Source organism: Pseudomonas sp. AB6, from assembly GCF_034314105.1.
Classification (GTDB): Bacteria; Pseudomonadota; Gammaproteobacteria; order Pseudomonadales; family Pseudomonadaceae; genus Aquipseudomonas.
This window is the reverse complement of the sequence record NZ_JAVIWJ010000001.1, coordinates 3,215,742-3,241,610: the sequence shown is the minus strand read 5'-3', so window position 1 is coordinate 3,241,610 and position 25,869 is coordinate 3,215,742. Positions and strand designations below refer to the sequence as shown.

The window sequence follows — 25,869 nt, the reverse complement described above, 5'->3', positions numbered from 1 at the left end:
GATGGCCTGATCACCGACAAGGAGATGTCCGTATGCCCCTGTTATACCTGGCTTCTGGTTCACCGCGTCGTCGTGAGTTGTTAACGCAAATAGGCGTGTCCTTTGCGGCGCTCAGCGCTGACATTGACGAAACCCCCTTCCCCGAAGAGTCTCCTGTTGCCTACGTAGAGCGGCTGGCGCGCGCGAAGGCCCAGGCGGGTATGACGTTGCTTGTGCTCGACGCGAAGGGGTCGCCAACATGCGTGTTGGGTGCCGACACCGCTGTCGTTCTAGACGGCCGAATCCTTGGCAAACCGGTGGATCGAGCGGATGCCTTGGCCATGCTCAGTGCGCTGTCTGGCCGAGAGCATGAAGTACTGACTGCGGTCGCGCTCCTCGATCACGAAAAGTGTGAAGTCCTCATCGTCCGTACTCTTGTACGATTTAGGCCAATCCACAGCGCAGAAGCTCAGGCCTATTGGCACAGCGGCGAACCACAAGACAAGGCGGGTGGTTATGCAATTCAAGGCCTGGCAGCTATTTTCGTCGAAAGCCTGCAGGGTAGTTATTCTGCAGTCGTCGGTTTGCCATTGTGCGAAACCGCAGAAATGCTTAGCCGTTTCGGCATACCCTGTTGGCAACGCCTTGAAGGTAAAAAGCCATGAGTGAAGAGATTCTAATCAACATCACGCCGATGGAATCGCGCGTGGCCGTAGTTGAGAACGGCGTACTTCAGGAAGTTCACGTTGAGCGTACCCAGCGGCGCGGTATCGTTGGCAATATTTACAAAGGCAAAGTCGTGCGGGTTTTGCCCGGTATGCAGGCGGCATTTATCGACATCGGCCTGGACCGCGCAGCGTTCATTCACGCTTCGGAAATTTCCATGCGCGAAGGCCCGTCGGTTGAAAGTATCAGCGCACTGGTTCACGAGGGCCAGGGCTTGGTAGTGCAGGTCACCAAAGACCCTATTGGCAGCAAAGGCGCGCGCCTGACCACTCAGTTATCGATCCCGTCCCGCTACTTGGTGTATATGCCCCGGACTGCGCACGTGGGAATTTCGCTCAGAATCGAAGATGAAGCTGAGCGTGAGCGACTGAAAAAAGTAGTGACTGACTGCGTTGCGCAAGAAGGCATAACTGAAGCTGGCGGTTTTATTCTACGGACTGCAGCGGAAGGCGCTGGCGCCGATGAAATCCTAATGGACATCCGCTACCTGCGCCGTTTATGGGATCAGATTGGCGTGCAAATCCAGACGGTCAGCGCTCCCAGTGTGATTTACGAAGACCTTGGTCTAGCCCTGCGCACGCTGCGTGATCTAGTCAGCCCACGGATCGAAAAAATCCGTATCGATTCACGGGAAACGTTTCAGCGGACCACTCAATTCGTTTCCGAACTGATGCCGGAAATCGCCGATCGCCTCGAGCATTACCCAGGCGAGCGGCCGATCTTTGACCTTTATGGGGTTGAAGACGAAATCCAAAAAGCCCTTGAACGTAAGGTTCCTCTCAAGTCCGGTGGTTATCTGGTGATTGATCCGGCTGAAGCGATGAGCACCATCGACGTCAACACTGGTGCGTTTGTCGGGCATCGCAACCTGGAAGAAACCATTTTCAAAACCAATCTTGAAGCGGCAACGGCGATTGCACGCCAATTGCGCCTGCGTAATTTGGGCGGAATCATCATCATTGACTTCATCGACATGGAGGATGGTGAACACCAGCGCCAAGTACTGCGTACGCTGGAAAAACAGCTGGAACGCGACCACGCCAAGACCAACATCATCGGCATTACCGAGTTGGGACTGGTGCAAATGACCCGCAAGCGCACTCGTGAAAGTATAGAGCAAGTGCTGTGCGAGCCCTGCAGTAGTTGTCAGGGTCGGGGTAAATTAAAGACTCCAGAAACAGTCTGTTATGAAATTTTTCGCGAAATTCTCCGCGAAGCCCGGGCTTATCAAGCAGAAGGCTATCGTGTACTGGCTAATCAGAAAGTTGTGGATCGCCTACTGGATGAAGAGTCGGGTAATGTCGCTGAATTGGAAGGTTTTATCGGCCGCACCATTCGTTTTCAAGTCGAGACAATGTATTCCCAGGAACAATATGACGTAGTGCTGCTCTGATCAGTGATCCGTCGGATTCAAATCTAATGAGAATTATGCGTGGCGAATGAGCAATCCCGGATCTTCCCAATGACTGCGCGGCAATGCCGATCGCATGTTCAGACTTTAGCCCGGATGGCCCGCTGATATGGGCCGGCTAACACGGGTTCTTGGCGTCTTGATTCGTTTGGGCCTGGGCGCTTGCGCGCTGTTTTTGGTGTTGACGGCGCTCTATGTCAGCGTCGGCCGACAACTGGTTCCGTTGGTTGCCGAGTATCGGTTCGAAATCCAAACCAAAGCCCGTGCCGCGCTTGCCATGCCCCTCAGCATCGGCAGCTTGGAAGGCCGCTGGAGTGGCTTTGTGCCCGTGCTGATAGCCAATGATGTGATCGTGGGGGAGGGTGCCAACGCCTTGCGCCTCGACCATGTCAGAGCAGTGCCCGATCTCTGGGCCAGCTTGATGGCCCACGAAGTACGCATCGCTCACCTTGAACTCGACGGTTTACAACTGAGCCTTAGGGAGGATCAGGACGGACATTGGGCGCTTCAGGGACTGCCGGTTAAAGACGATAAACCGTTCGACCCCGAACAAATGTTGATCCAGATTAAAGCTGTGACCCGGCTGTCGTTGCTTGATAGTCAAGTTACGTTGCAACCCTACGGGCAGTCACCACTGACCTTTACTTACCTCGGTTTTACCCTTGAAACTGCCGGGGATGATCAGCAACTTGACGCTCGCTTGACCTTGCCCGACGGCCAGCCCATAGCGCTTAACTTGCGTTCACGAGTTCAGCCGCAAAAATGGCGCGATGGCGAAGCTGAGGTTTACCTGAGCCTGCCTCAAAGTGATTGGGCGCATTGGCTGCCGGCCAGCCTTACACAACAGTGGAAGCTATCCTCGCTTAAAGCGGGTGGAGAATTTTGGCTAACGTGGAGCAAGGGCATGCTCCAAAGTGCGGTGGCTCGGGTGAATGCCCCACAATTTATTGGAGCTTATGCTGATCGTAAGCCGACCAAGATTAGCAATTTGGCCGTAAGTGCATGGTTTCAGCGCATCGAAACAGGTTTCACGCTGTCGCTCGAATCGTTAGCCATGAACATTGGCGACAAACGCTGGGAAAGCCGTATTCAGCTCAAGCAACAGGTTGCTACTGGCGACAATGACGAACTCTGGCACCTGCAGGCCGATCGTTTGGACCTGACGCCGATTACGCCGATCCTCGATTCGCTGGTGCCGCTGCCAGATCAACTCATGGTCGTGCTAAACCACTTGAAAGTGACCGGCGGATTGCGCAACGTCCTGCTTGACTACCGGCCTCAAGCCATTGATGACAAGCGTTTCAGCTTCGCTGCCAATCTCGATAAGGTCGGCTTCAACGCTTATCACGGTGCACCGGCAGCCGGAAATGTCAGCGGCAGCATAAGTGGCGATCTAGGCCAAGGTGAGCTGCGCCTGGATACTGACGACTTCATGCTTTACTTGTCCCCGATCTTTGCCAAGCCGTGGCAGTATCAAAAAGCCAATGCCCGACTGACTTGGAAGCTGGATAAGGAAAGTTTTACCTTGATTGCGCCGTACATCAAGGTGCTCGGTGATGAAGGCAAAATTGCCAGCGATTTTCTCATTAGGCTGCACTTCAATTCCCCGCTGGAAGATTATATGGATCTGCGGGTTGGCCTGGTCGATGGCGATGGCCGTTACACCGGTAAGTATTTACCGGCGGTGCTCAGCCCTGCCCTGGATGAGTGGCTACGTACTTCGATTCTGGGTGGGGCCGTGGATCAGGGTTACTTCCAGTATCAAGGCTCGCTACAGCACGATGCTGTGGATGCGGCGCGCAACATCAGTTTGTTTTTTAAGGTTCACGACGCCTCGCTGGCGTTTCAACCAGGTTGGCCAACATTGACGGGTGTGAGCGCCAAGGTATTTGTCGATGGGGCAGGTGTCAGGATCAACGCCAGTAAAGGTAGTTTGCTAAACACTCAGATCAGCAATGTCACGGTCAATATTCCCCATGCAGCTGCGGGAAAAAATAGTCATTTATTGATCGACAGTGACTTCGCGGGCGATCTGGCTGATGGCGTGAAAATTTTACAGGAAGCGCCCATCGGTACAGCCGATACGTTCGCCGGTTGGCAGGGTGACGGCCCATTGCGAGGCAAACTTAAGCTGGACATTTCCTTGGGTAAAGGCGAAGAGCCTAAGGTTCTAGTGGATTTCGATACCGACTCTGCGCGTCTGAGATTGGCTAATCCGTCGCTGGACTTGACCCAGCTTAAAGGCTCATTTCGCTTTGACAATACCAAAGGTTTGAGTGGCAATAACATTCGCGCTCAAGCGTTTGAGCACCCGGTCACTGCGCAAATTTTTGCTGAAGGCAAGCCGGGAGCAATCACGACACGGATCGCAGCCAGCGGCCAGATTGGACAGAAAAGGCTTGCCCAATGGTTGGGTGATACTCAGCCGATGCCGGTTTCCGGCGAAATGCCTTATCAACTGCAAGTGACCCTTGGTGGTGCCGACAGCCAACTACAGATTGATTCCAACCTTAAGGGGTTGGCTGTCGACTTGCCTGCACCGTTTGGCAAAGGGCCGGACGAAGTGCGTGACAGTCAGTTCCGAATGACCCTACAAGGCCCGGAGCGGCGATTATGGGTGACTTACGGTGACCTTGCCAACCTCGCTTACGCTTCGCCCAGCGGCAAGATGGCGCAAGGACGGGGTGAGCTGTTCCTCGGTAAAGGCGGTGCGGTCGTTCCAGACGCTAAAGGGCTTAGAGTGCGTGGTGAATTGTCTGAGTTGGATGTTGCACCCTGGAAAAGCGTAGTCGAGCACTACGCGGGTAACGATCCCGGCGGCAGCGCCAAGCAATTGCTGAGCAACGCAGACCTGCAAATCGGCAAGCTTAGTGTTATGGGCTCAACCCTAGAAAACGTCAGCTTGCAGCTGGATCGTAAAGACGCAGCATGGGCCGTGACGATGGACAGTGCATTACTCAAAGGCACTGCAAACTTGCCCGACGCGAAAACGGCGCCGATTGCGATCGATCTGTTGTATTTGAAATTGCCACCCGCCGACCCCGGTGCCGCCGTGGTGGAAAATGCACCCGACCCACTGGCGGACGTTGACCCGCGATCGCTTCCGTCGATGGATATCAAAGTTACCCAGCTATATCAGGGCGATCAATTGATTGGCGGCTGGTCGCTCAAAGCACGACCGACCCCGACCGGAACTCGGCTGTCGGAGTTAAGCCTTGGTCTCAAAGGCATGTTGCTGCAGGGCGAAGGAGGTTGGGAAGGGGCGCCAGGATCGACCAGCAGTTGGTACAAGGGGCAAATCACCGGCAAAAATCTGGCGGATGTGTTGAAAGCATGGAGCTTTGCGCCCTCGGTCACCAGTGAGTCTTTTGAGCTCAACGCCGATGGCCGCTGGCCGGGCTCGCCCGCTTGGATTGCGCTTAAGCGCTACTCTGGCAGCCTTGATGCTATGTTGCACAGAGGCCAGTTCGTAGAAGTGGAAGGCAGCGCTCAAGCGCTCAGGGTTTTCGGACTGCTGAACTTCAACTCAATTGGTCGCCGACTGCGCCTGGATTTTTCAGATTTGCTCGGTAAAGGCTTAAGCTACGACCAAGTCAAGGGTCTGCTGGTTGCCAGCGACGGTGTTTACGTGACGCGCAGCCCAATTACCCTGGCGGGTCCATCGAGTAATCTAGAGCTCGATGGCACGTTGGACATGGTCAAGGACCGGGTCGACGCGAAACTACTTGTGACGCTGCCGGTCACCAATAACTTGCCAATTGCCGCGTTGATCATAGGCGCACCGGCGATTGGCGGTGCTTTATTCCTGGTCGATAAATTATTGGGTGACCGGGTAGCTCGTTTTGCCAGTGTGCAGTACAGCGTCCAAGGACCGGTCAAAGACCCCAAAATCACTTTCTACAAACCTTTTGAAAAACCTCAATAGCGCGCGGTGGAGTACAGTGGCCGTATGTCTTGTCCGGAGCGCGTGATGTCTTTTGCCGTGATTCAAATGGTCAGCAACAGTGATGTCCTGGCCAATCTCGCTCAAGCCCGTCGTCTTCTGGAACAGGCGGCAGCGGTCGGCGCACGTCTCGTCGTATTGCCGGAAAACTTCGCTGCAATGGGTCGTCGAGACGTCGCCGATATTGGTCGCGCCGAGGCGCTAGGCGAAGGCCCTATCATGCCATGGTTGAAACTGGCCGCCCGCGACCTCAAGTTATGGATAGTTGCCGGCACGATTCCGCTCCCGCCGAGTGATCGGCAACAAGGCAAAGTGACCGCGTGCTCGTTGTTGATCGATGAGCGCGGCGAGCAAATTGCGCGGTATGACAAATTGCACCTGTTTGATGTGGACGTTGCCGACAGCCGAGGTCGATACCGCGAGTCCGATGACTATGCCCACGGGAACAATGTGGTGGTGGCGGATACACCGGTAGGGCGCGTGGGATTGAGCGTGTGTTACGACCTGCGCTTCCCGGAATTGTACAGTGCGCTACGTGAGGCCGGGGCGGAACTGATTACCGCGCCGTCGGCATTCACCGCGGTGACCGGTGCCGCACACTGGGACATCCTGATCCGGGCGCGTGCGATAGAAACCCAGTGTTATGTGCTGGCAGCAGCGCAAGGTGGAACCCATCCGGGGCCACGAGAAACTTACGGGCATGCAGCAATCATCGACCCCTGGGGGCGAGTATTGGCCGAACAGGCTCAAGGCGAAGCGGTGCTGCTGGCCGAGCGCAACAGCGATGAACAGGCGTCCATACGGGCGCGGATGCCGGTGTCTAATCATCGGCGATTTTTTTCGCAGGACGCCGTGCGGCCTGTGTATACCTCGGAGTGAATATGAGCGATTTGTCCTCTGTCAGCGAACACCTTTTAGCGCCTGGCGGTTTGAGCCTCGACAGCTTGCAGTCAGTGCTTGGCGAGCTGGCCGGACCTGGGATCGATGCGGCTGACCTGTATTTTCAGGGACAGATTTCCGAATCCTGGGCATTGGAAGACGGCATCGTCAAGGAAGGCAGTTTCAATCTCGATCAAGGCGTCGGTGTGCGGGCGCAATCGGGCGAGAAAACCGGTTTCGCCTACAGCAACACCATTACCCATGAGGCCTTGAGTCTGGCGGCGCGCGCCGCGCGTTCGATTTCGCGGGCTGGGCAAGAAGGCACGGTTCAGGCGTTTACTACGCAAGACGTAGCCCAGCTCTACGCGCCGGATAACCCGCTTGAAGTCATGAGCAGGGCAGAGAAGGTCGAACTGCTCAAGCGTGTCGATGTCGCTACGCGCGCATTGGATTCACGCATTCAGCAAGTCACAGTCAGCATGGCCGGCGTCTGGGAGCGCATTTTGGTGGCTTCCACCGACGGCAGCCTGGCAGCGGATGTACGCCCGCTTGTCCGGTTTAACGTCAGCGTTATTGTCGAGCAGAACGGTCGACGTGAACGCGGCGGTCATGGCGGTGGCGGGCGTACCGATTACCGTTATTTCCTGAGCGATGACCGTGCCATGGGTTATGCCCGCGAAGCGCTGCGCCAGGCATTGGTCAATCTGGAAGCAATTCCAGCACCTGCGGGCACCTTGCCAGTAGTGTTAGGGCCAGGATGGTCGGGCGTACTGCTACACGAAGCGGTCGGTCATGGTCTGGAAGGCGATTTCAACCGCAAGGGCAGCTCCGCTTACAGTGGGCGTATGGGTGAAATGGTTGCGTCCAATCTGTGCACGATCGTCGATGATGGTACGTTGGCCGGCCGTCGAGGTTCGCTGTCGGTGGACGATGAAGGCACACCGACGCAATGCACAACGCTGATTGAAAACGGTGTGCTCAAGGGCTACATGCAGGACAAGCTCAATGCACGGCTGATGGGCGTGGCCCGGACCGGCAATGGTCGTCGTGAGTCCTATGCGCACTTGCCGATGCCGCGCATGACCAATACCTACATGCTGGCCGGACAGAGTGACCCTGCCGAAATCATCGCCTCGGTAAAACGCGGCATCTACTGCGCCAACTTGGGCGGCGGACAGGTGGATATCACTAGCGGTAAATTCGTTTTTTCCACCAGCGAAGCGTATTTGATTGAAGACGGCAAGATCACAGCACCGGTCAAAGGCGCGACCTTGATCGGGAACGGGCCGGAAGCTATGAGTCGAGTGTCGATGGTCGGTAACGATTTGTCGCTGGATAGCGGTGTAGGCACCTGCGGTAAAGACGGTCAGTCCTTACCGGTGGGCGTGGGTCAGCCAACCTTGAAGATCGACGCGATCACGGTAGGGGGGACAGGCGGTTGAACGCGATCCGGGGTTGGGTGGAGAACCACCCAACCCCGGATCAGGGACTAGCGCAGACCGCGATGGGTCTCGTCGAGCTCACGGATGTACTTGAACAATTTGCGGCTGGCAGCCGGCGGCTTGTTTTGCGCGAGCTCATGTTGAGCCTGACGAATGAAGGAGCGCAGTTGCTGACGATCTGCTTGCGGATAGTCACCGACAAATTTTTCTATCACCTCGTCGGTGCCAACAAGCAAGCGATCACGCCAGCGTTCCAGGCCGTGAAAGCGTTCGTTGTATTGGCGAGTGGAGGCATCCAGCTGATCGAGCAATACCAGGATGGCGTCAAGGTCTTGATCGCGCATCAATTTGCCGATGAACAGGATATGCCGTTTGCGCGCAATGTTTGCCGTGTGCTTGGGCGCTTCAGCCAGAGCCCGGCGCAGGGCGTCGGTCAGGGGCAGCTTAGCCAGCAGGTCAGGCTTGAGTGTGGTCAGGCGCTCGCCCATGTCAACCAGAGCATGTAGCTCGCGTTTGACCTGAGTTTTGCTTTTACCCTCGTCGAGGGAGTCGTCGTAAGAATCAACCATGGGGGCAGTCCGCTAATAATCGCCGCCATGATAACCAGTCGGGGGCCGCTTGTCCGGCCCGCTCGGTATTCGGTCTATACCGAAAGCAGAATTTGATGGAGAAAGTCATGAGTGAATCTCAAAGCGTCGGCCCACAAGCCTTGCCGGCACTGCAAGACCAAGTCGAGCAAATTCTTGCTGAAGCCAAGCGTCAAGGCGCTAGCGCCTGTGAAGTGGCGGTGTCACTGGAGCAAGGTTTGTCGACGTCGGTTCGGCAACGTGAAGTTGAAACTGTCGAATTTAATCGCGACCAAGGGTTTGGTATTACTTTGTACGTAGGGCAACGCAAAGGCTCTGCGAGCACTTCGGCCAGCGGCGCTGATGCCATTCGCGAAACAGTGGCTGCGGCGCTAGCCATCGCCAAGCATACGTCCGAAGACGAAAGCTCGGGCCTTGCCGACGCCGCGTTGATGGCTAAAGATCTGCAGGATTTCGACCTGTTCCACGCTTGGGACATAACCCCGGAACAGGCGATTGAGCGTGCTTTGATCTGTGAAGCCGCAGCCTTCGACGCCGACAGCCGCATCAAGAACGCCGACGGTACAACGCTCAACACTCATCAAGGCTGCCGTGTTTATGGCAACAGTCATGGCTTTATCGGTAGTTCCGCTTCGACCCGTCATAGCCTGAGCTGCGTCATGATTGCCGAAGGTGACGGCCAGATGCAGCGTGATTATTGGTATGACGTGAGTCGCCAGGGTGAATTGTTGGCAGATGCCCAGAGCATTGGCCGACGTGCCGCGCAGCGTGCCGCTAGCCGTTTGGGCGCACGTCCGGTCCCAACGTGCGAAGTGCCTGTATTGTTTTCAGCAGAATTGGCTGGTGGCCTTTTCGGACACTTTTTGGCGGCCATCTCAGGCGGCAACTTGTACCGCAAGTCGTCATTTCTCGAAGGCGCGATGGGCCAACGGCTATTTCCAGAATGGCTAACCCTCGACGAGCGGCCTCATCTAATGCGCGCCATGGGCAGTTCTGCGTTCGATGGGGATGGCCTTGCGACTTACGCAAAGCCGTTCGTGGAGAATGGTGATCTGGTGTCCTACGTGCTGGGAACCTATTCCGGGCGCAAGCTGGGCTTGCCGAGTACCGCAAACTCAGGTGGCGTGCACAACCTGTTTGTTACTCATGGTGTAGAAGATCAGGCTGCATTATTGCGTCGCATGGGGCGCGGCTTGTTGGTCACCGAGTTGATGGGCAGCGGCTTGAACATGGTGACGGGCGATTACTCCCGTGGTGCGGCGGGTTTTTGGGTTGAGAACGGTGAGATTCAGTTCCCTGTCCAAGAGGTCACCATTGCCAGCAACCTGCGAGACATGTTCAAGCAAATCGTTGCTATTGGCAGCGATCTTGAACTGCGCAGTAATATTCGTACGGGTTCGGTATTGATCGAGCGGATGATGGTTGCAGGTAGCTAAACCATCGAATGACGCTGAATATCTGTAGGAGCCGCCCTTTAGCTCCTACAGACAAAAAGGCCGGTGCGGTGCGAACTTATTTGCGAAGGTCCGATTATGATTATCTGAACGTCGCAACCTCGTTTCCCGAACACGCTCAGTCTCACGCAGATCCCGTTGAATTATCGGCTCAGCTCACTCGCCTTCATCAAACCGGTTATTGATCAGCTCAATCAAACCGTCTAAAGCTGCCTGTTCGTCGTCACCTTCAGTGTGCAGATGGATATCAGTGCCTTTGCCCGCAGCTAGCATCATGACGGCCATGATGCTTTTGCCGTCGACCATGCTTTCGGCTGTGCGGCCGACTCTGATCTGACAGGGAAAACGTCCGGCAACCCCGACGAATTTCGCCGCAGCACGTGCATGCAGCCCAAGCTTGTTGATAATGGTAATTTGATGAACGGGCATCGCGATAGAAGTCCTATCAGTTGAGGTCGCGGTGGCGAACCTGAACATTCTTGAGGGATTGCTGCAACACCCGACCCAAACGTTCGGTCAGATAGACGGAACGGTGGTGCCCGCCGGTGCAGCCAATGGCAATTGTGACGTAAGCTCGGCTGCTGGCGGCAAAGCGAGGCAACCATTTGTTCAAATACGTGTAAATATCCTGGAACATCTCTTCGACATCAGGCTGGGCGGCCAAATACTCAGCAACGGGTTGATCCAGGCCTGATTGCTCGCGCAGCTCTGTTTTCCAATAGGGATTTGGCAGGCAGCGCACGTCGAACACCAGATCGGCATCTACGGGCATGCCGCGCTTGAAACCAAACGACTCTATCAAAAATGCGGTACCGGGCTCTGGTTTGTTTAATAAGCGCAGCTTGATCGTATCGCGTAGCTGATAAAGATTGAGCTGCGTGGTATTAATCTTCAGGTCAGCCAAATCTATGATGGGCCCGAGCAGGGAGCTTTCATCGCGTATTGCTTCAGCCAGCGAGCGATTGGCGCTGCTTAGCGGATGGCGGCGACGCGTTTCCGAGAAGCGCTTGAGCAGGGTCTCTTCGTCTGCGTCCAGGTACAGCACATCGCATTGAATATGTCGATTGCGCAGTTCCTCAAGTAGCTGAGGAAAGCGGAATAGATGACTAGGGAGGTTGCGCGCGTCAATTGAAACGGCTACGAGTGGTTCGGCCAGTTCAGTATGAACAAGAGCACGATCAGCCAATTCTGGAAGCAAGCCGGCGGGCAGATTGTCGATGCAATAAAAGCCGTTATCCTCTAGCACGTTGAGTGCGGTGCTCTTGCCGGAGCCGGATCGGCCACTGACGATGATCATTCGCATGATTAATGTCCGTTCTGTACGTCCAGGACCACCTGGTAGAGAGCCTCGCTGCTTTTCGCCCCACGCAGTCGGTCACGCACGTCCCTGCGGTCTAGCATGCTGGCAATTTGTCGCAGTAGTTCGAGGTGGGCGTCTGTGGCAGCTTCGGGAACAAGCAAAACAAATAGCAGATCGACTGGAGCGCCATCAATGGCGTCGTAATCAATCGGAGCGTCCAGATGAATCAAGGCGCTGATAGGTTCGCTGCAGCCGTTTAAGCGGCAATGAGGGATAGCGATACCGTTGCCAAAACCTGTCGACCCCAGTTTTTCGCGAGCGGTGAGCTTCTCGAAGATATCGTGCGAATTCAGTCCCGGCAGTTCATGGCCGATCAGATTGGCAACTTGCCTGAGCGCTTTTTCTTTGCTGCCGCCCGGCACGTTCACAATGGAACGGCCGGGGGTCAGGATATTTTCAAGTCGGATCATGAGTTGGGAGTGTTTAGCGAGCTGTCGCACCTTTAAGGATGTTCTGCTGCTTTTCCTTATGCTTGAGCAATTGTCTATCGAGCTTGTCAGTAAGTAGATCGATGGCCGCATACATGTCGTCATGTTCTGCGTTAGCGACTACCTCCCCACCGTGGATGTGCAGCGTGGCTTCGATCTTCTGTTTCAGTTTCTCGACCGCCATTGTTACCTGCACATTTGTAATCTTGTCAAAATGCCCCTCTAGTTTTTTGAGTTTCAGCTCAATGTATTCACGCAGGGGCTTTGTTACTTCTAGCTGATGTCCACTGATGTTGACTTGCATACAGCGTCTCCTTCGTTGCCAGTGCATAAAGAGGCAGGCTAAATGCCTGCCACTGGAACGCTACGGCTTCAGGTCCTTATCACATCAATCGCTTGCGCTCGCTCGAAGGCGCGATCCCTAATGATTCACGGTATTTGGCGACCGTGCGACGGGCTACCTGAATGCCTTGTGCTTCCAGTAAACCAGCGATCTTGCTGTCACTCAACGGCTTTTTCTGATTTTCCGCCGCAACTAGTTTTTTGATGATCGCGCGAATGGCCGTAGACGAACACTCGCCGCCCTCCGAGGTGCTTACGTGACTTGAAAAGAAATATTTCAGTTCGTAAATGCCGCGGGGGGTGTGCATGAATTTTTGGGTGGTCACCCGTGAAATTGTCGACTCATGCATGCCGACCGCTTCTGCTATGTCATGCAGGACCAATGGCTTCATTGCTTCGTCGCCGTATTCAAGGAACCCACGCTGATGTTCGACGATCTGTGTTGCAACTTTCATCAGGGTTTCATTACGGCTTTGTAGGCTCTTGATGAACCAGCGGGCTTCTTGCAGCTGATTGCGCATGAACGTGTTGTCGGCGCTGGTATCGGCCCGGCGCACGAAGCCAGCGTACTGAGGGTTGACCCGAAGGCGTGGAACTGACTCTTGATTGAGCTCCACCAACCAGCGTTCGTTATCTTTGCGCACTATCACATCGGGCACGACGTATTCGGCTTCAGCAGATTCGATTTGCGAGCCTGGTCGTGGGTTAAGGCTCTGCACCAGTTCGATCACCTGGCGCAGCTCATCTTCCTTGAGCTTCATACGGCGCATTAATTGGCTGTAATCTCGGCTCCCCAGTAGGTCGATGTAATCGCATACCAAGCGTTGTGCTTCTGCTAGCCAGCGAGTTTTCGGGGCTAACTGGCGCAACTGAAGTGACAAACATTCACTCAGATTGCGAGCCCCGATCCCGGCGGGCTCGAACTGTTGGATGCGGTGCAGCACCGCTTCTATCTCATCCAGTTCGACGTCCATCTCAGGATCGAAAGCGTCGAGAATTTCCTCAAGTGATTCGTCCAGATAACCCTGATTGTTAATACAGTCGATCAGCGTTACTGCGATCAGTCGATCAGTGTCGGACATCGGTGCCAGGTTGAGCTGCCACAACAGATGGCTTTGCAGGCTCTCGCCAACTGAGGTGCGCGTGGTGAAATCCCATTCGTCATCATCGTTGCTCGGCAGGCTGCTGGCGCTGGACTGATAAACGTCGTCCCACGCGGTATCAACGGGCAACTCGTTGGGCGTTCGCTCGCTCCAGTCACCTTCTTCCAGGTTGTCCACCGTGGGGGCAGATTCCTGATAGGTCGGTTCCTGAATGTCGGGGTTAGGTTTTTCTACACTATCGGCCACTGGATCGGCGTTGTCGAAGTCGTCGCCTTCTTCCTGACGTTCCAGCATAGGATTGGACTCCAACGCTTCCTGGATCTCTTGTTGAAGGTCCAGGGTCGACAGTTGGAGTAGACGGATAGCCTGTTGCAGCTGAGGTGTCATCGTCAGCTGCTGGCCCATTCTCAGGACTAGCGATGGTTTCATGGCAGGGGCTTAACACCTTATTCGCCGGCGCTCATGCGCCATCCACTACAGGGCGCCGGAGCGCCAACTTAAGCAAATTATATGCCTGAAACTTAAGTGTTTGCCTAGAGTCCGCTGGAAATTAAAATGCTTGCCAGCGCGAAATTCTAGCGTCTGTCGCCTATGAAGAGCGATATACCGCAGACCTTACAGGCGGAATTCATGGCCGAGGTAAACCTCTTTAACCAATTGGTTGGCCAGAATGGTTTCTGAATCACCTTCAGCGATCAGTTGTCCATCGTTGACGATATAGGCAGTCTCACAAATATCCAAGGTATCGCGAACATTATGGTCGGTGATCAAAACGCCAATTCCCTTGGCCTTCAAGTGGTAGATGATTTGCTTTATATCGCCTACTGAAATCGGGTCGACGCCTGCAAAAGGCTCATCCAGCAAAATAAACTTGGGTGAAGTCGCCAAGGCGCGTGCAATTTCCACACGACGGCGTTCGCCGCCTGACAGGCTCATGCCCAAGTTGTCGCGGATATGGCTGATATGGAATTCTTGCAGCAGGCTTTCAAGCTCTTTGCGACGTGCCGCGCGATCTAGTTCTTTGCGGGTCTCTAGTATCGCCATAATGTTATCAGCAACAGACAGCTTGCGAAAAATGGAGGCTTCCTGCGGTAAGTAGCCGATTCCGGCCCGCGCACGACCGTGCATTGGCTGGTGGCTGACGTCCAGATCGTCAATCAATACACGACCCTGATCAGCCTGTACCAGCCCTACAATCATATAAAAGCAGGTTGTTTTTCCTGCGCCGTTAGGGCCAAGCAGTCCGACGATCTGACCGCTGTCGATAGACAAGCTGACATCGCGTACGACCTGCCGACCCTTGTAGGATTTAGCCAGGTGTTGGGCTTTCAGCGTCGCCATTAAGGGGCCTTCTGCGCGTCGGGTTTGCTTTTTGGCTGAATGACCATATCGATCCGCGGACGCGGAGCGGTCAATTTAGTGCCGTTTGCACGACCGGCGTTAACGATCTGCCTCACCGTGTCGTAGATGATTTTTTCACCTTCAGAGGTGTTGCCGTCGTTAATAACCTTGGCTTTGTCGATCAGCACAATTTTATTATCCAGGGCAAAGTACTGAATAGTTACACCGTACGCCTGAACTATCGGTTTGTTCACGTCAGGTTTCTGTTCGTAGTAAGCAAGGTTGCCTACGGAGGTAAATACGTTGATTTCACCTGTTGGTGTACGGGTGATAGTCACAGTATTGCCGGTGATTTTCATGGTGCCTTGGGTGATGATGACGTTGCCTTTGTAAGTGGCAATGCCTTGCTTGTCATCGAGTTGCGCGTCGTCAGACTGGATATGAATAGGCTGATCGCGGTCCGTCGGCAGAGCCCAAGCGCTCACGCTTCCCAGTACTGTGCCCAGGCCGAGCAAAAAAGGGAGGGTTTTAACGAGCCTCATACAGTCCTCTTACGTTAGATAGCAGGTTCATCCTGCCGTCGTTCAAATACGCTTTCATGCCCGTTCCGGTGGTAACACCGCCGAAGCCGTCGATTCTAACGGCTTGCTCGGTCTGCGCATATTGCTTCTGTGGGAATACCGTCATTCGACTGCTGGTAATGATGGTTGTACGGTTCTTTTCGTCTGTTCGGGCGACGCGTACTGAGTCAATCAGCTCGACTTGAGTGCCGCCAGGCGAAACTTCACCTCTCAAGCTTTGTACGTGCCATGGAAACTGCGCACCGCGAAACAGCTGCAGGTCGGGATTTGTCAGCAGCGTGACGTCCGAGGCCTGAAGATGCTCAACTTTGTCGGATGTCATATCGTACTGAAGTTTACCGTCTGGCAAAAATTGCAAGCTGTGTGCCTTGGTGGCATAGAAATCGATAGCGCCTGGATCGACAACGGCCGCTTTTTGCTCAAGAAAAGTTTCTGGGCTGATGTTCCAATAGCCTGCCGCTGCGACTAATAATGCCAGCACACCCAGAATCAAGAACCTGCGAATTTTTTTTCTCAGCATAAATAACTTCTATAAGTAGGCGGCGTGGGCCGCTTCAAGGCTGCCTGAAGCGTTCAGGATCAGTTCGCAAAACTCACGTGCTGCGCCTTCGCCCCCGCGAGCCTGGGTAACGCCATGAGCATGCAGCTTTACAAAGCTTGCGGCATTGGCAACGGCCATTCCCAAGCCGACGCGCCGAATGACTGGCAAGTCTGGCAGATCATCGCCTAAATAGGCGACTTGTTCGTAGGTCAGGTTGAGTTGGGACAATAACTCGTCGAGTACGACCAACTTATCTTCGCGGCCCTGGTACAGATGCTGTATGCCCAGATTCATTGCTCGGCGCTCGACCACGGGGGTTTTGCGTCCGCTGATGATAGCGGTGATTACGCCCGATGCGATCAGCATCTTGATACCCTGCCCATCAAGAGTATTGAATGTCTTGAACTCGCTTCCATCCTCGAGAAAGTACAGGCGGCCGTCCGTCAATACGCCATCCACGTCAAAAATCGCTAATTTGATATTTTTGCCGCGATGCAGCAAATCTTTATTTATTGCGCCACTCACTACATCACTCCCGCGCGTAGAAGATCTTGCAGGTTAAAGGCGCCGACTGGGTGGTCGTTTTCGTCAACAACGATCAGTGCGCCAATTTTGTGATCTTCCATGATTTTCAGTGCCTCGGCCGCGAGCATCTCGGGGCGGGCAGTTTTGCCGTGGAGCGTCATAACGTCGTCGATGATCGCCGTGCGGATGTCGATGTCTCGATCAAGGGTGCGGCGTAAATCACCGTCAGTGAATATTCCGGCCAGACGACCATCGGCTTCCAAAACGGCAGTCATGCCGAGACCTTTATGGGTCATTTCCATCAGCGAGTCCCGCAACAGAGTGCCGCGCCGGACCTTCGGCAAATCTTCGCCGATGTGCATGACGTGCTCGACTTTGAGCAGTAATCGCCGACCCAAGGCGCCGCCGGGGTGCGAAAAAGCAAAATCTTCGGCTGTAAAGTCTCGTGCTTCCAATAGCGCGACGGCCAGCGCATCACCCATTACCAGTGCTGCCGTGGTCGATGATGTCGGGGCCAGGTTCAGAGGGCAGGCCTCATGTTCGACGTGAACATTCAGATTGACTTCTGCAGCCCTGGCCAGGGTTGAGTCTGGGTTGCCGGTCAGGCTGATCATCTGGATGCCCAGACGTTTTATCAGGGGCAAAAGTGTAACGATTTCGGTCGTAGTGCCCGAGTTTGAAATGGCCAAGATGATGTCGTCACGGGTGATCATGCCCATATCGCCATGGCTGGCTTCGGCTGGGTGGACAAAGAATGCTGTGGTGCCGGTACTTGCCAGCGTGGCGGCGATCTTTTTGCCGATGTGGCCCGACTTGCCCATGCCGACTACGACTACGCGGCCCTTGCCGGCCAGAATCATTTCGCAAGCGCGTACGAAATCAGCGTCGATATACATCAGTAAACCTTCTACTGCTTCTATTTCTAAGCGGATAGTGCGTTGTGCTGTTTGAATCAGGTCGCTGGATTGGCTCATGTCGGAAACGGTCAGCCTGATGAAAAGGCGCCGATTATAGCGGTAATGGTCAATTCCCTCACCTTTGATCTTATGTCAGTGCAAGGTTCTCGCATCGCGGTTGACCCGTACTCTTCGAGAGTGGTTCGCAATTGTTCGAAGTATCTGTCTTGCGCCTGAACTAAAGAGGCTTCTTCCGTGGGACACATGCGCGCGCAGTGGTATAGTTCGCGGCCAGTTCGGCCCACCTAGTCGGTGCATGCACAGCGCCATGGACATCGGTTTATGAGAGTGAGGCCGCCTCGTGAGGAGTTTAGATGAGCGCCGATAACGCCTACGCGGTCGAGCTGAAGGGCGTGTCCTTCAAGCGCGGCACGCGCAGCATCTTCAATAATATTGATATACGTGTTCCCCGGGGCAAGGTCACCGGAATCATGGGGCCTTCCGGAAGCGGCAAGACCACGCTGCTGCGCTTGATGGGTGCTCAATTGCGTCCCAACAGCGGAGAGGTGTGGGTCAACGGTCAGAATTTACCCAAGTTGTCGCGCAGCGATTTATTCGATGCTCGCAAGCATATGGGTGTGTTGTTCCAAAGCGGGGCCTTGTTCACTGATCTCGATGTGTTCGAAAACGTGGCATTCCCGCTACGGATTCACACCCATTTGCCGGACGACATGATTCGCGACATTGTCCTGCTTAAACTGCAGGCTGTCGGCCTTCGTGGCGCCGTCGATTTGATGCCTGACGAGTTATCTGGTGGTATGAAGCGGCGTGTGGCACTTGCCAGGGCTATTGCGCTCGATCCGCAAATTCTTATGTATGACGAGCCCTTTGTTGGTCAAGATCCCATCGCCATGGGTGTATTGGTCCGGTTGATTCGTCTGCTGAATGATGCGTTGGGAATCACCAGTATTGTGGTTTCTCACGATCTTGCGGAAACCGCGAGCATCGCTGACTACTTATATGTAGTCGGCGATGGTCAGGTGTTAGGTCAGGGAACTCCAGAAGAGCTGCTGGGTTCGGATAATCCGCGCATCCATCAATTCATGACCGGCGACCCGGATGGCCCTGTTCCATTTCACTATCCGGCACCGGATTACCGCGAAGATCTTTTGGGGAAGCGCTGATGCGCAAACAGTCTTTAATGGGCCGAATTAATTTGTTCGGCCAATCTGCAATCGACATGGTGACGGTGCTAGGCCGCTCGGGGCTGTTTTTATTTCATGCGTTGTTCGGTCGTGGCGGAGTCGGCGGCAGTTTTCAACTGCTGGTTCGCCAGTTGCATTCGGTCGGTGTGATGTCGCTGCTGATAATTGTCGTTTCAGGCGGATTCATCGGCATGGTATTGGCGCTTCAAGGCTTCAGCATTCTGCAGAAGTATGGATCGGAGCAGGCGGTGGGGCAGATGGTGGCTTTAACGCTGCTGCGTGAGCTAGGGCCGGTCGTTGCAGGTTTGTTGTTTGCCGGCCGTGCAGGTTCTGCGTTGACGGCCGAGATTGGCAACATGAAGTCCACTGAGCAATTGTCAAGCCTGGAAATGATTGGTGTTGATCCGCTTAAATACATCGTAGCGCCACGCTTGTGGGCGGGGTTTATTTCTTTGCCGTTACTGGCGATGATTTTCAGCGTGGTCGGCATCTGGTGTGGCTCATGGGTCGCGATTGACTGGCTTGGTGTCTACCAGGGCTCGTTTTGGGCGAACATGCAAAATAGCGTGAACTTTCAAAGTGACGTGCTCAATGGTGTAATTAAAAGCATAATTTTTGCTTTTGTGGTGACCTGGATTGCCGTATTCCAGGGTTATGACTGTGAGCCCACGTCGGAAGGGATCAGCCGTGCGACCACTAAAACTGTGGTGTACGCCTCACTGGCCATATTAGGCCTCGACTTTATTTTGACTGCCCTGATGTTTGGAGATTTCTGATGCAAAACCGCACCGTGGAAACCGGCGTTGGCCTTTTTTTGCTGGCCGGGATCCTGGCTTTGATCTTGTTGGCCTTGCGTGTCAGTGGTCTGAGCGCAAGCGCCAGCCATGACAGCTATAAACTTTACGCAAACTTCGACAATATTGCCGGTTTGACTGTCAGAGCAAAGGTGACCATGGCCGGTGTGACCATCGGCAAGGTCACGGCTATTGATCTGGACCGTGACACCTTTATGGGTCGTGTGACCATGGAAGTCGAAAAGCGGGTGAATAACTTGCCTTCAGACTCTACTGCATCAATCCTTACTGCTGGCTTGCTCGGTGAGAAGTACGTCGGCATCAGCGTAGGGGGAGAGCAAGCGCTGCTCAAAGATGGCAGTATTATTCATGACACTCAGTCTGCATTGGTTCTCGAAGACCTGATCGGAAAATTCATGCTCAACACTGTGGGTAAAGACGCCAAATGAGGAATTCCTCCCTGTTCTCAAGCTTGCGCTGCGGTCTGCTAATCCTGCTGACTGCTTTTCCATTGTTCGCGAATGCGGCCCCAAGCCAGTCAGCCCATGATCTGGTCGACGGCACGACTAAAGCACTGCTGGCCGATTTGGCTGCCCACAAAGATCAATACAAAACCAACCCAAGCGCTTTTTACGACGCGTTAAACACAATTGTGGGTCCGGTAGTTGATGCTGAAGGCATCTCGAAAAGCGTCATGACGGTTAAATACTCAGGTAAAGCCTCGCCTGAGCAGATGCAGCGTTTCCAGGAAAACTTCAAGCGCAGCCTGTTTCAGTTCTATGGCAATGCCCTGCTTGAATACAACAACCAGGGTATTACTGTTTCTGCGGCCAAGGACGAGAGCGGCGACCGCACTAGCGTCGACATGTCTGTTAAAGGCAATGGTGGGGCGATTTACCCTGTGAGCTACACGCTTGAGAAGCTTAATGGCGAGTGGAAAGTTCGCAACGTTATCGTCAATGGCATCAACATTGGCAAACTGTTCCGCGATCAATTCGCTGATGCTATGCGGCAGAACAGCAATAACCTGGATAAAACCATCAACGAATGGGCGGGTGAAGTTGCGAAAGCCAAAACCAAGGTTGATGCTGCCGAGAAGCCTGCCCAATGAGTGAGTCAGCTGTTCGTCTGGGCGCATCAGGTGAGTTGCACCTGAGTGGCGCACTTGACTACCGCAGCGGTCCGGCCTTGCGTAAGCAGGGTCAAGCGCTGATCAAGGCCACTGACGCGACGGCTTTGATCCTGGATTGTTCCGAAGTGGAGAAATCCAGCAGTGTCGGTCTGTCTTTGCTGCTTGCGTTCATGCGCGACGCCAACGCCGAGGGTAAGGTTGTCAGCGTTCAGTCACTGCCGCAGGACATGCGCGACATTGCGCAGGTCTCTGGCTTGACCGAATTGTTCGATCAACATCAATAGCCGTCAGCGGGTCGAATGAAGCGTTTCCAGGTGACCCGCCGAAAAGCTTTCCGTCCGAGTCTGTTAATCCGGGGTTCGCAGCAGGCAGGCTTTTTTGTATGATGGCCGACCCGCGCGCGTAGGGCGCCGATTGAGGTTAAGCATGCAGGCCGTAGAAGTTAAAAGCTTCCTTGAAGGAAAGCTGCCAGAAACCCAGGTAGAAGTTGAAGGCGAAGGCTGCAATTTTCAGCTGAACGTGATCAGTGATGAACTGGCGGGCCTTAGCCCAGTCAAGCGTCAGCAGCAGATCTATGCCCATTTAAACCCCTGGATCGCCGATGGCAGCATCCATGCGGTCACCATGAAATTTTTCAGCCGCGCTGCTTGGTCCGAGCGCACCTGAGCCAATTGGCGTCGAGACTCTTATGGATAAACTGATTATTACCGGCGGTTTTCGTCTTGATGGCGAGATCCGCATTTCCGGGGCGAAAAACTCTGCCCTGCCAATTCTTGCTGCAACCTTGCTGGCGGATGGGCCGGTAACGGTGTGCAATCTGCCGCACCTGCACGACATCACCACTATGATCGAGCTGTTCGGTCGCATGGGCATTGAGCCTGTAATCGACGAGAAGCTCAGCGTTGAAATCGACGCCCGCACCATCAAGACCTTGATCGCGCCTTATGAACTGGTGAAAACCATGCGCGCCTCGATTTTGGTATTGGGTCCGATGGTTGCTCGTTTCGGTTACGCTGAAGTCGCCTTGCCAGGCGGTTGCGCCATTGGTTCGCGGCCTGTCGATCTGCACATCCGCGGTCTTGAGGCCATGGGCGCAACAATTGACGTTGAAGGTGGCTATATCAAGGCCAAGGCGCCAGAAGGCGGCTTGCGTGGTGCGAATTTCTTCTTTGATACCGTCAGCGTTACCGGAACAGAGAACATCATGATGGCCGCAAGCCTGGCCAACGGGCGCAGTGTCTTGCAAAACGCCGCTCGCGAGCCGGAAGTGGTTGACCTGGCTAACTGCCTCATCGCCATGGGTGCGAACATCACCGGTGCCGGTACTGACACCATCACCATTGAAGGTGTAAAGCGCTTGCACAGCGCTACCTACAAAGTGATGCCGGACCGTATCGAGACGGGCACTTACTTGGTGGCAGCTGCTGCCACCGGTGGTCGCGTCAAGCTCAAGGACACCGATCCAGCCATTCTCGAAGCTGTATTGCTCAAGCTTCAAGAAGCGGGTGCTGAAATCACCACCGGCAAGGACTGGATTGAGCTGAACATGCACGGCAAGCGGCCAAAAGCCGTTAATGTGCGGACCGCTCCGTATCCAGCTTTCCCAACCGATATGCAAGCACAATTTATCTCGCTCAACGCAATCGCCGAGGGCACCGGTGCTGTTATCGAAACCATCTTCGAAAACCGCTTTATGCACGTATATGAAATGCACCGTATGGGCGCGCAGATTCTGGTCGAAGGTAATACTGCTGTTGTTACCGGTGTTGAGAAACTCAAAGGCGCGCCTGTAATGGCTACCGACCTGCGTGCTTCGGCCAGCCTGGTCATCTCGGCGTTGGTTGCTCAGGGCGATACCTTGATCGACCGCATTTATCATATCGATCGTGGTTATGAATGCATCGAAGAAAAACTGCAGATGCTCGGCGCCAAGATCCGTCGCGTTCCGGGCTAGGCTTTGATCATTAGCACAAGGTCCTGACTCGTTGAGTCAGGATACGTGGGGCGCATGGAAGCGCCCGATTGCCAAGGACTTACGTTTCCCATGCTAACCATCGCACTGTCCAAGGGCCGTATTCTCGACGACACCCTGCCGCTTCTCGCTGAAGCAGGCATCGTGCCGACCGAAGATCCGGACAAAAGCCGCAAGCTGATCATCACCACGACCCAAGCTGATGTGCGCTTGTTGATCGTGCGCGCTACAGATGTCCCGACTTACGTTGAACACGGTGCCGCCGACCTGGGCGTGGCCGGTAAAGATGTGCTGATGGAATACGGCGGCCAGGGCCTTTACGAGCCGTTGGACCTGCAAATTGCTCAGTGCCGCTTGATGACCGCTGGCGCCGTCGGCGCGATTGAGCCAAAAGGCCGTCTGCGTGTTGCTACCAAATTCGTCAACGTTGCCAAGCGTTATTACGCCGAGCAAGGTCGTCAGGTCGACATCATCAAGCTGTATGGCTCGATGGAGCTGGCGCCTTTGATCGGCCTGGCGGACAAAATCATTGATGTCGTCGACACTGGCAACACGCTGCGGGCCAACGGGCTTGAACCTCAGGAACTGATTGCAACTATCAGTTCGCGTCTGGTGGTGAACAAGGCGTCAATGAAGATGCAACATGCGCGTATTCAGGCGTTGATCGATACGCTGCGTAAAGCAGTCGAGTCGCGACACCGCCGCTGACTCACCTGCGCGACCTTGAGTCGCGCCCATCTATCCGTGTCATAGCCAAATTTCTCAGGTGCCCACGCGGATGGCTTGGTAGTCTATCGGCGCCTGAGCATTCGCCAATTATTGAGGCTTCCGCTATGACCACGACCACTGCAATTCGCCGACTCGACGCCGCTGATCCAGATTTTGCGCGCCATCTGGACCACCTGCTGAGCTGGGAAAGTGTGTCCGACGAGTCGGTCAACGAGCGCGTGCTTGAGATCATCAAAGCTGTGCGCGAGCGTGGCGACTCGGCACTGGTGGAGTTCACCCAACGTTTCGACGGTCTTGAAGTGGCGTCGATGGCAGAGTTGATTTTGCCACGCGAGCGGTTAGAGCTGGCCCTGACCCGTATTACGCCAGAGCAGCGCACTGCGTTGGAAAAAGCCGCCGAACGCGTGCGTGTTTACCACGAAAAGCAGAAACAGGATTCCTGGAGTTACACCGAAGCCGACGGCACGGTGTTGGGCCAGAAGGTCACGCCTCTGGACCGCGCCGGGCTCTATGTGCCGGGCGGCAAAGCATCGTATCCGTCGTCAGTATTGATGAACGCGATTCCAGCAAAAGTCGCTGGCGTGACCGAAGTGGTCATGGTTGTCCCTACGCCGCGTGGCGAAATCAATGAACTGGTGCTCGCGGCAGCCTGTATCGCGGGGGTTGATCGCGTATTCACCATCGGTGGCGCGCAGGCTGTTGCAGCCTTGGCGTACGGCACCGAGAGCGTGCCTAAAGTCGATAAGGTCGTTGGCCCCGGTAACATTTATGTTGCCACTGCCAAGCGCCATGTTTTTGGTCAGGTGGGAATCGACATGATTGCCGGTCCGTCAGAGATTCTGGTGGTGTGTGACGGTCTGACCGACCCGGATTGGATCGCGATGGATCTGTTCTCCCAAGCGGAACATGATGAAGACGCCCAAGCGATTTTGATCAGCCCGGACGCGGAGTTTCTCGACAAAGTGGCCGCAAGTATCACCAAGCTGATGCCCACCATGGAGCGTGCGCAGATCATCCGCACCTCGATCAATGGCCGTGGGGCGCTGATTAAAGTGGTTGATATGCAGCAGGCCATTGAGGTTGCCAACCGAATTGCCCCGGAACACCTTGAACTCTCAGTGGCCGATCCTGAAGCTTGGCTACCGCAGATTCGCCACGCCGGCGCGATTTTCATGGGGCGTCACACCTCCGAAGCGCTGGGCGATTACTGTGCCGGCCCGAATCACGTATTACCGACCTCAGGTACTGCACGGTTCTCGTCGCCACTGGGCGTATACGATTTCCAGAAGCGTTCGTCGATCATTTACTGCTCGGAGCAGGGCGCCTCTGAATTGGGCAAAACGGCCTCAGTATTGGCGCGAGGCGAGTCGTTGACCGCCCACGCTCGCAGCGCCGAATACCGCATTGCTGGCAGCACTGAGCAAGGGGAAAAAGCATGAGCAAGTTCTGGAGTCCATTTGTCAGCACCCTCGTGCCTTACGTGCCGGGCGAACAACCAAAGCTGACTAAACTGATCAAGCTCAACACCAATGAAAACCCTTATGGCCCGTCGCCTAAAGCGTTGGCTGCCATGCGTGTCGGGGTGACCGACGATTTGCGCTTGTATCCGGACCCCAACAGCGATCTGTTAAAGCAGGCAGTTGCCACCTATTACGGCGTTCAGCGCAATCAAGTGTTTTTAGGCAACGGTTCGGATGAAGTGCTAGCACACGTATTCAACGCGCTGTTCCGTCACGGCAAGCCTTTATTGTTCCCGGATATCAGCTACAGCTTCTATCCTGTGTACTGCGGCTTGTACGGCATTGAGTTTGACGCGATTGCGCTGGACGAACAGTTTCAGATTTGCGTCGAAGACTATGCCCGACCCAATGGCGGGATCATCTTCCCCAACCCAAATGCGCCGACTGGCTGCCTCTTGGCGCTGGATGCCGTGGAAAATATGGTCAGGGCTAACCCTGATTCGGTGGTGGTGGTGGACGAGGCTTACATCGATTTCGGGGGTGAAACCGCCATCAGTCTAGTAGACCGATATCCAAACCTGCTGGTTACCCAAACGTTGTCCAAGTCGCGTTCGCTGGCGGGGCTGCGAGTGGGTCTGGCCGTGGGGCATCCTGATCTGATTGAGGCGCTGGAGCGGGTTAAGAATAGCTTTAACTCATATCCTCTGGATCGTTTGGCAATTGTCGGTGCGACCGCTGCGTTTGAAGACCGCAAGTACTTTGAAAGCACCTGCAAGGCAGTGATCGACAGCCGTGAGGTGTTAATCAAGCAGCTTGAGGCCAAGGGCTTCGAAGTTTTGCCTTCCGCAGCCAACTTCATCTTTGCCCGCCACCCGCGGCATGACGCTTCAGGTCTTGCCGCTAAATTACGGGAGCAGGGGGTAATCGTTCGACACTTCAGGCAGGAGCGCATCGCGCAATTCTTGCGAATCAGCATTGGCACGCCTGAGCATAATCAGGCATTGCTCGATGGTTTCGGCGATTTGTAAGAAGTGTGGAT

27 protein-coding genes are annotated in these 25,869 nt (G+C 54.8%); 16 read left to right on the top strand and 11 right to left on the bottom strand.

Going from position 1 to position 25,869, the window contains the following annotated elements:
• Positions 1-32 precede the first annotated feature (32 nt).
• The 5 genes from RGW60_RS15300 to tldD all read left to right on the top strand — a co-directional run bounded on the left by RGW60_RS15300 (position 33) and on the right by tldD (position 8,380).
• On the top strand, positions 33-644 hold the full coding sequence (locus RGW60_RS15300; protein WP_322205390.1) for a Maf family protein: 612 nt from the start codon (positions 33-35) through the stop codon (positions 642-644).
• Complete coding sequence (gene rng / locus RGW60_RS15295; protein WP_322205389.1) at positions 641-2,098, top strand: ribonuclease G; 1,458 nt, start codon at positions 641-643, stop codon at positions 2,096-2,098. Before RGW60_RS15300 ends, rng begins: the two co-directional genes overlap by 4 nt.
• Before the next feature lie 127 nt (positions 2,099-2,225).
• Positions 2,226-6,041: a YhdP family protein gene (locus RGW60_RS15290; RefSeq protein WP_322205388.1), complete on the top strand. Its 3,816-nt coding sequence runs from the start codon at positions 2,226-2,228 to the stop codon at positions 6,039-6,041.
• A 45-nt stretch (positions 6,042-6,086) separates the two neighbouring features.
• Positions 6,087-6,938: a carbon-nitrogen hydrolase family protein gene (locus RGW60_RS15285; protein WP_322205387.1), complete on the top strand. Its 852-nt coding sequence runs from the start codon at positions 6,087-6,089 to the stop codon at positions 6,936-6,938.
• 2 nt (positions 6,939-6,940) lie between these two features.
• Entirely contained in the window at positions 6,941-8,380 is a 1,440-nt protein-coding gene (gene tldD / locus RGW60_RS15280; protein ID WP_322205386.1) for a metalloprotease TldD, read from the top strand.
• Between the two features lie 47 nt (positions 8,381-8,427).
• Here tldD and yjgA read toward each other — a convergent pair whose 3' ends face one another.
• Positions 8,428-8,949 (bottom strand): ribosome biogenesis factor YjgA, encoded by a 522-nt coding sequence (gene yjgA, locus RGW60_RS15275; RefSeq protein WP_322205385.1) that lies wholly within the window; start codon positions 8,947-8,949, stop codon positions 8,428-8,430.
• 107 nt (positions 8,950-9,056) lie between these two features.
• Between yjgA and pmbA the strand changes: the two genes are divergently transcribed.
• On the top strand, positions 9,057-10,403 hold the full coding sequence (pmbA, locus tag RGW60_RS15270; protein ID WP_322205384.1) for a metalloprotease PmbA: 1,347 nt from the start codon (positions 9,057-9,059) through the stop codon (positions 10,401-10,403).
• A gap of 174 nt (positions 10,404-10,577) precedes the next feature.
• Here pmbA and RGW60_RS15265 read toward each other — a convergent pair whose 3' ends face one another.
• From RGW60_RS15265 to RGW60_RS15220, 10 genes are all read right to left on the bottom strand, one after another.
• Positions 10,578-10,850, bottom strand: coding sequence for an HPr family phosphocarrier protein (locus RGW60_RS15265; protein ID WP_322205383.1), 273 nt, complete (start codon positions 10,848-10,850; stop codon positions 10,578-10,580).
• A 16-nt stretch (positions 10,851-10,866) separates the two neighbouring features.
• Positions 10,867-11,724, bottom strand: coding sequence for an RNase adapter RapZ (rapZ, locus tag RGW60_RS15260; protein WP_322205382.1), 858 nt, complete (start codon positions 11,722-11,724; stop codon positions 10,867-10,869).
• Positions 11,725-11,726: 2 nt separating this feature from the next.
• Positions 11,727-12,191 (bottom strand): PTS IIA-like nitrogen regulatory protein PtsN, encoded by a 465-nt coding sequence (ptsN, locus tag RGW60_RS15255; RefSeq protein WP_322205381.1) that lies wholly within the window; start codon positions 12,189-12,191, stop codon positions 11,727-11,729.
• A 13-nt stretch (positions 12,192-12,204) separates the two neighbouring features.
• The gene (hpf, locus tag RGW60_RS15250) at positions 12,205-12,513 is read right to left on the bottom strand and encodes a ribosome hibernation-promoting factor, HPF/YfiA family (RefSeq protein WP_065832888.1); all 309 of its coding nucleotides are present in this window, start codon (positions 12,511-12,513) and stop codon (positions 12,205-12,207) included.
• A gap of 79 nt (positions 12,514-12,592) precedes the next feature.
• Positions 12,593-14,083, bottom strand: a complete 1,491-nt coding sequence (locus RGW60_RS15245) for an RNA polymerase factor sigma-54 (RefSeq protein WP_322205380.1) — start codon at positions 14,081-14,083, stop codon at positions 12,593-12,595.
• A 186-nt stretch (positions 14,084-14,269) separates the two neighbouring features.
• Complete coding sequence (lptB, locus tag RGW60_RS15240) at positions 14,270-14,995, bottom strand: LPS export ABC transporter ATP-binding protein (protein ID WP_322205379.1); 726 nt, start codon at positions 14,993-14,995, stop codon at positions 14,270-14,272.
• Complete coding sequence (gene lptA / locus RGW60_RS15235) at positions 14,995-15,537, bottom strand: lipopolysaccharide transport periplasmic protein LptA (RefSeq protein WP_322205378.1); 543 nt, start codon at positions 15,535-15,537, stop codon at positions 14,995-14,997. Before lptA ends, lptB begins: the two co-directional genes overlap by 1 nt.
• The gene (gene lptC, locus RGW60_RS15230) at positions 15,524-16,096 is read right to left on the bottom strand and encodes an LPS export ABC transporter periplasmic protein LptC (protein ID WP_322205377.1); all 573 of its coding nucleotides are present in this window, start codon (positions 16,094-16,096) and stop codon (positions 15,524-15,526) included. Before lptC ends, lptA begins: the two co-directional genes overlap by 14 nt.
• 9 nt (positions 16,097-16,105) lie before the next feature.
• Positions 16,106-16,642 carry a KdsC family phosphatase gene (locus RGW60_RS15225; protein ID WP_407074066.1) on the bottom strand — a complete coding sequence of 179 codons (537 nt, stop codon included), beginning with the start codon at positions 16,640-16,642 and terminating at the stop codon, positions 16,106-16,108.
• The gene (locus RGW60_RS15220; RefSeq protein WP_322205376.1) at positions 16,642-17,616 is read right to left on the bottom strand and encodes a KpsF/GutQ family sugar-phosphate isomerase; all 975 of its coding nucleotides are present in this window, start codon (positions 17,614-17,616) and stop codon (positions 16,642-16,644) included. Before RGW60_RS15220 ends, RGW60_RS15225 begins: the two co-directional genes overlap by 1 nt.
• Positions 17,617-17,912: 296 nt before the next feature.
• Between RGW60_RS15220 and RGW60_RS15215 the strand changes: the two genes are divergently transcribed.
• From RGW60_RS15215 to hisC, 10 genes are all read left to right on the top strand, one after another.
• Positions 17,913-18,722, top strand: coding sequence for an ATP-binding cassette domain-containing protein (locus tag RGW60_RS15215; RefSeq protein WP_322205375.1), 810 nt, complete (start codon positions 17,913-17,915; stop codon positions 18,720-18,722).
• Complete coding sequence (gene mlaE / locus RGW60_RS15210; RefSeq protein WP_322205374.1) at positions 18,722-19,519, top strand: lipid asymmetry maintenance ABC transporter permease subunit MlaE; 798 nt, start codon at positions 18,722-18,724, stop codon at positions 19,517-19,519. The genes RGW60_RS15215 and mlaE overlap by 1 nt, the downstream gene beginning before the upstream one ends.
• Positions 19,519-19,986 (top strand): outer membrane lipid asymmetry maintenance protein MlaD, encoded by a 468-nt coding sequence (mlaD, locus tag RGW60_RS15205; RefSeq protein ID WP_322205373.1) that lies wholly within the window; start codon positions 19,519-19,521, stop codon positions 19,984-19,986. Before mlaE ends, mlaD begins: the two co-directional genes overlap by 1 nt.
• Positions 19,987-19,997: 11 nt before the next feature.
• Positions 19,998-20,648 (top strand): ABC transporter substrate-binding protein, encoded by a 651-nt coding sequence (locus RGW60_RS15200; protein ID WP_322206936.1) that lies wholly within the window; start codon positions 19,998-20,000, stop codon positions 20,646-20,648.
• On the top strand, positions 20,645-20,953 hold the full coding sequence (locus RGW60_RS15195) for an STAS domain-containing protein (RefSeq protein WP_322205372.1): 309 nt from the start codon (positions 20,645-20,647) through the stop codon (positions 20,951-20,953). The genes RGW60_RS15200 and RGW60_RS15195 overlap by 4 nt, the downstream gene beginning before the upstream one ends.
• 142 nt (positions 20,954-21,095) lie before the next feature.
• Positions 21,096-21,335, top strand: coding sequence for a BolA family protein (locus RGW60_RS15190; protein ID WP_322205371.1), 240 nt, complete (start codon positions 21,096-21,098; stop codon positions 21,333-21,335).
• 22 nt (positions 21,336-21,357) lie between these two features.
• Positions 21,358-22,623 (top strand): UDP-N-acetylglucosamine 1-carboxyvinyltransferase, encoded by a 1,266-nt coding sequence (murA, locus tag RGW60_RS15185; RefSeq protein ID WP_322205370.1) that lies wholly within the window; start codon positions 21,358-21,360, stop codon positions 22,621-22,623.
• Positions 22,624-22,713: 90 nt separating this feature from the next.
• Entirely contained in the window at positions 22,714-23,349 is a 636-nt protein-coding gene (gene hisG, locus RGW60_RS15180) for an ATP phosphoribosyltransferase (protein ID WP_322206935.1), read from the top strand.
• A 125-nt stretch (positions 23,350-23,474) separates the two neighbouring features.
• On the top strand, positions 23,475-24,809 hold the full coding sequence (gene hisD / locus RGW60_RS15175) for a histidinol dehydrogenase (protein ID WP_322205369.1): 1,335 nt from the start codon (positions 23,475-23,477) through the stop codon (positions 24,807-24,809).
• Positions 24,806-25,858, top strand: a complete 1,053-nt coding sequence (gene hisC, locus RGW60_RS15170) for a histidinol-phosphate transaminase (protein WP_322205368.1) — start codon at positions 24,806-24,808, stop codon at positions 25,856-25,858. Before hisD ends, hisC begins: the two co-directional genes overlap by 4 nt.
• Positions 25,859-25,869 lie beyond the last annotated feature (11 nt).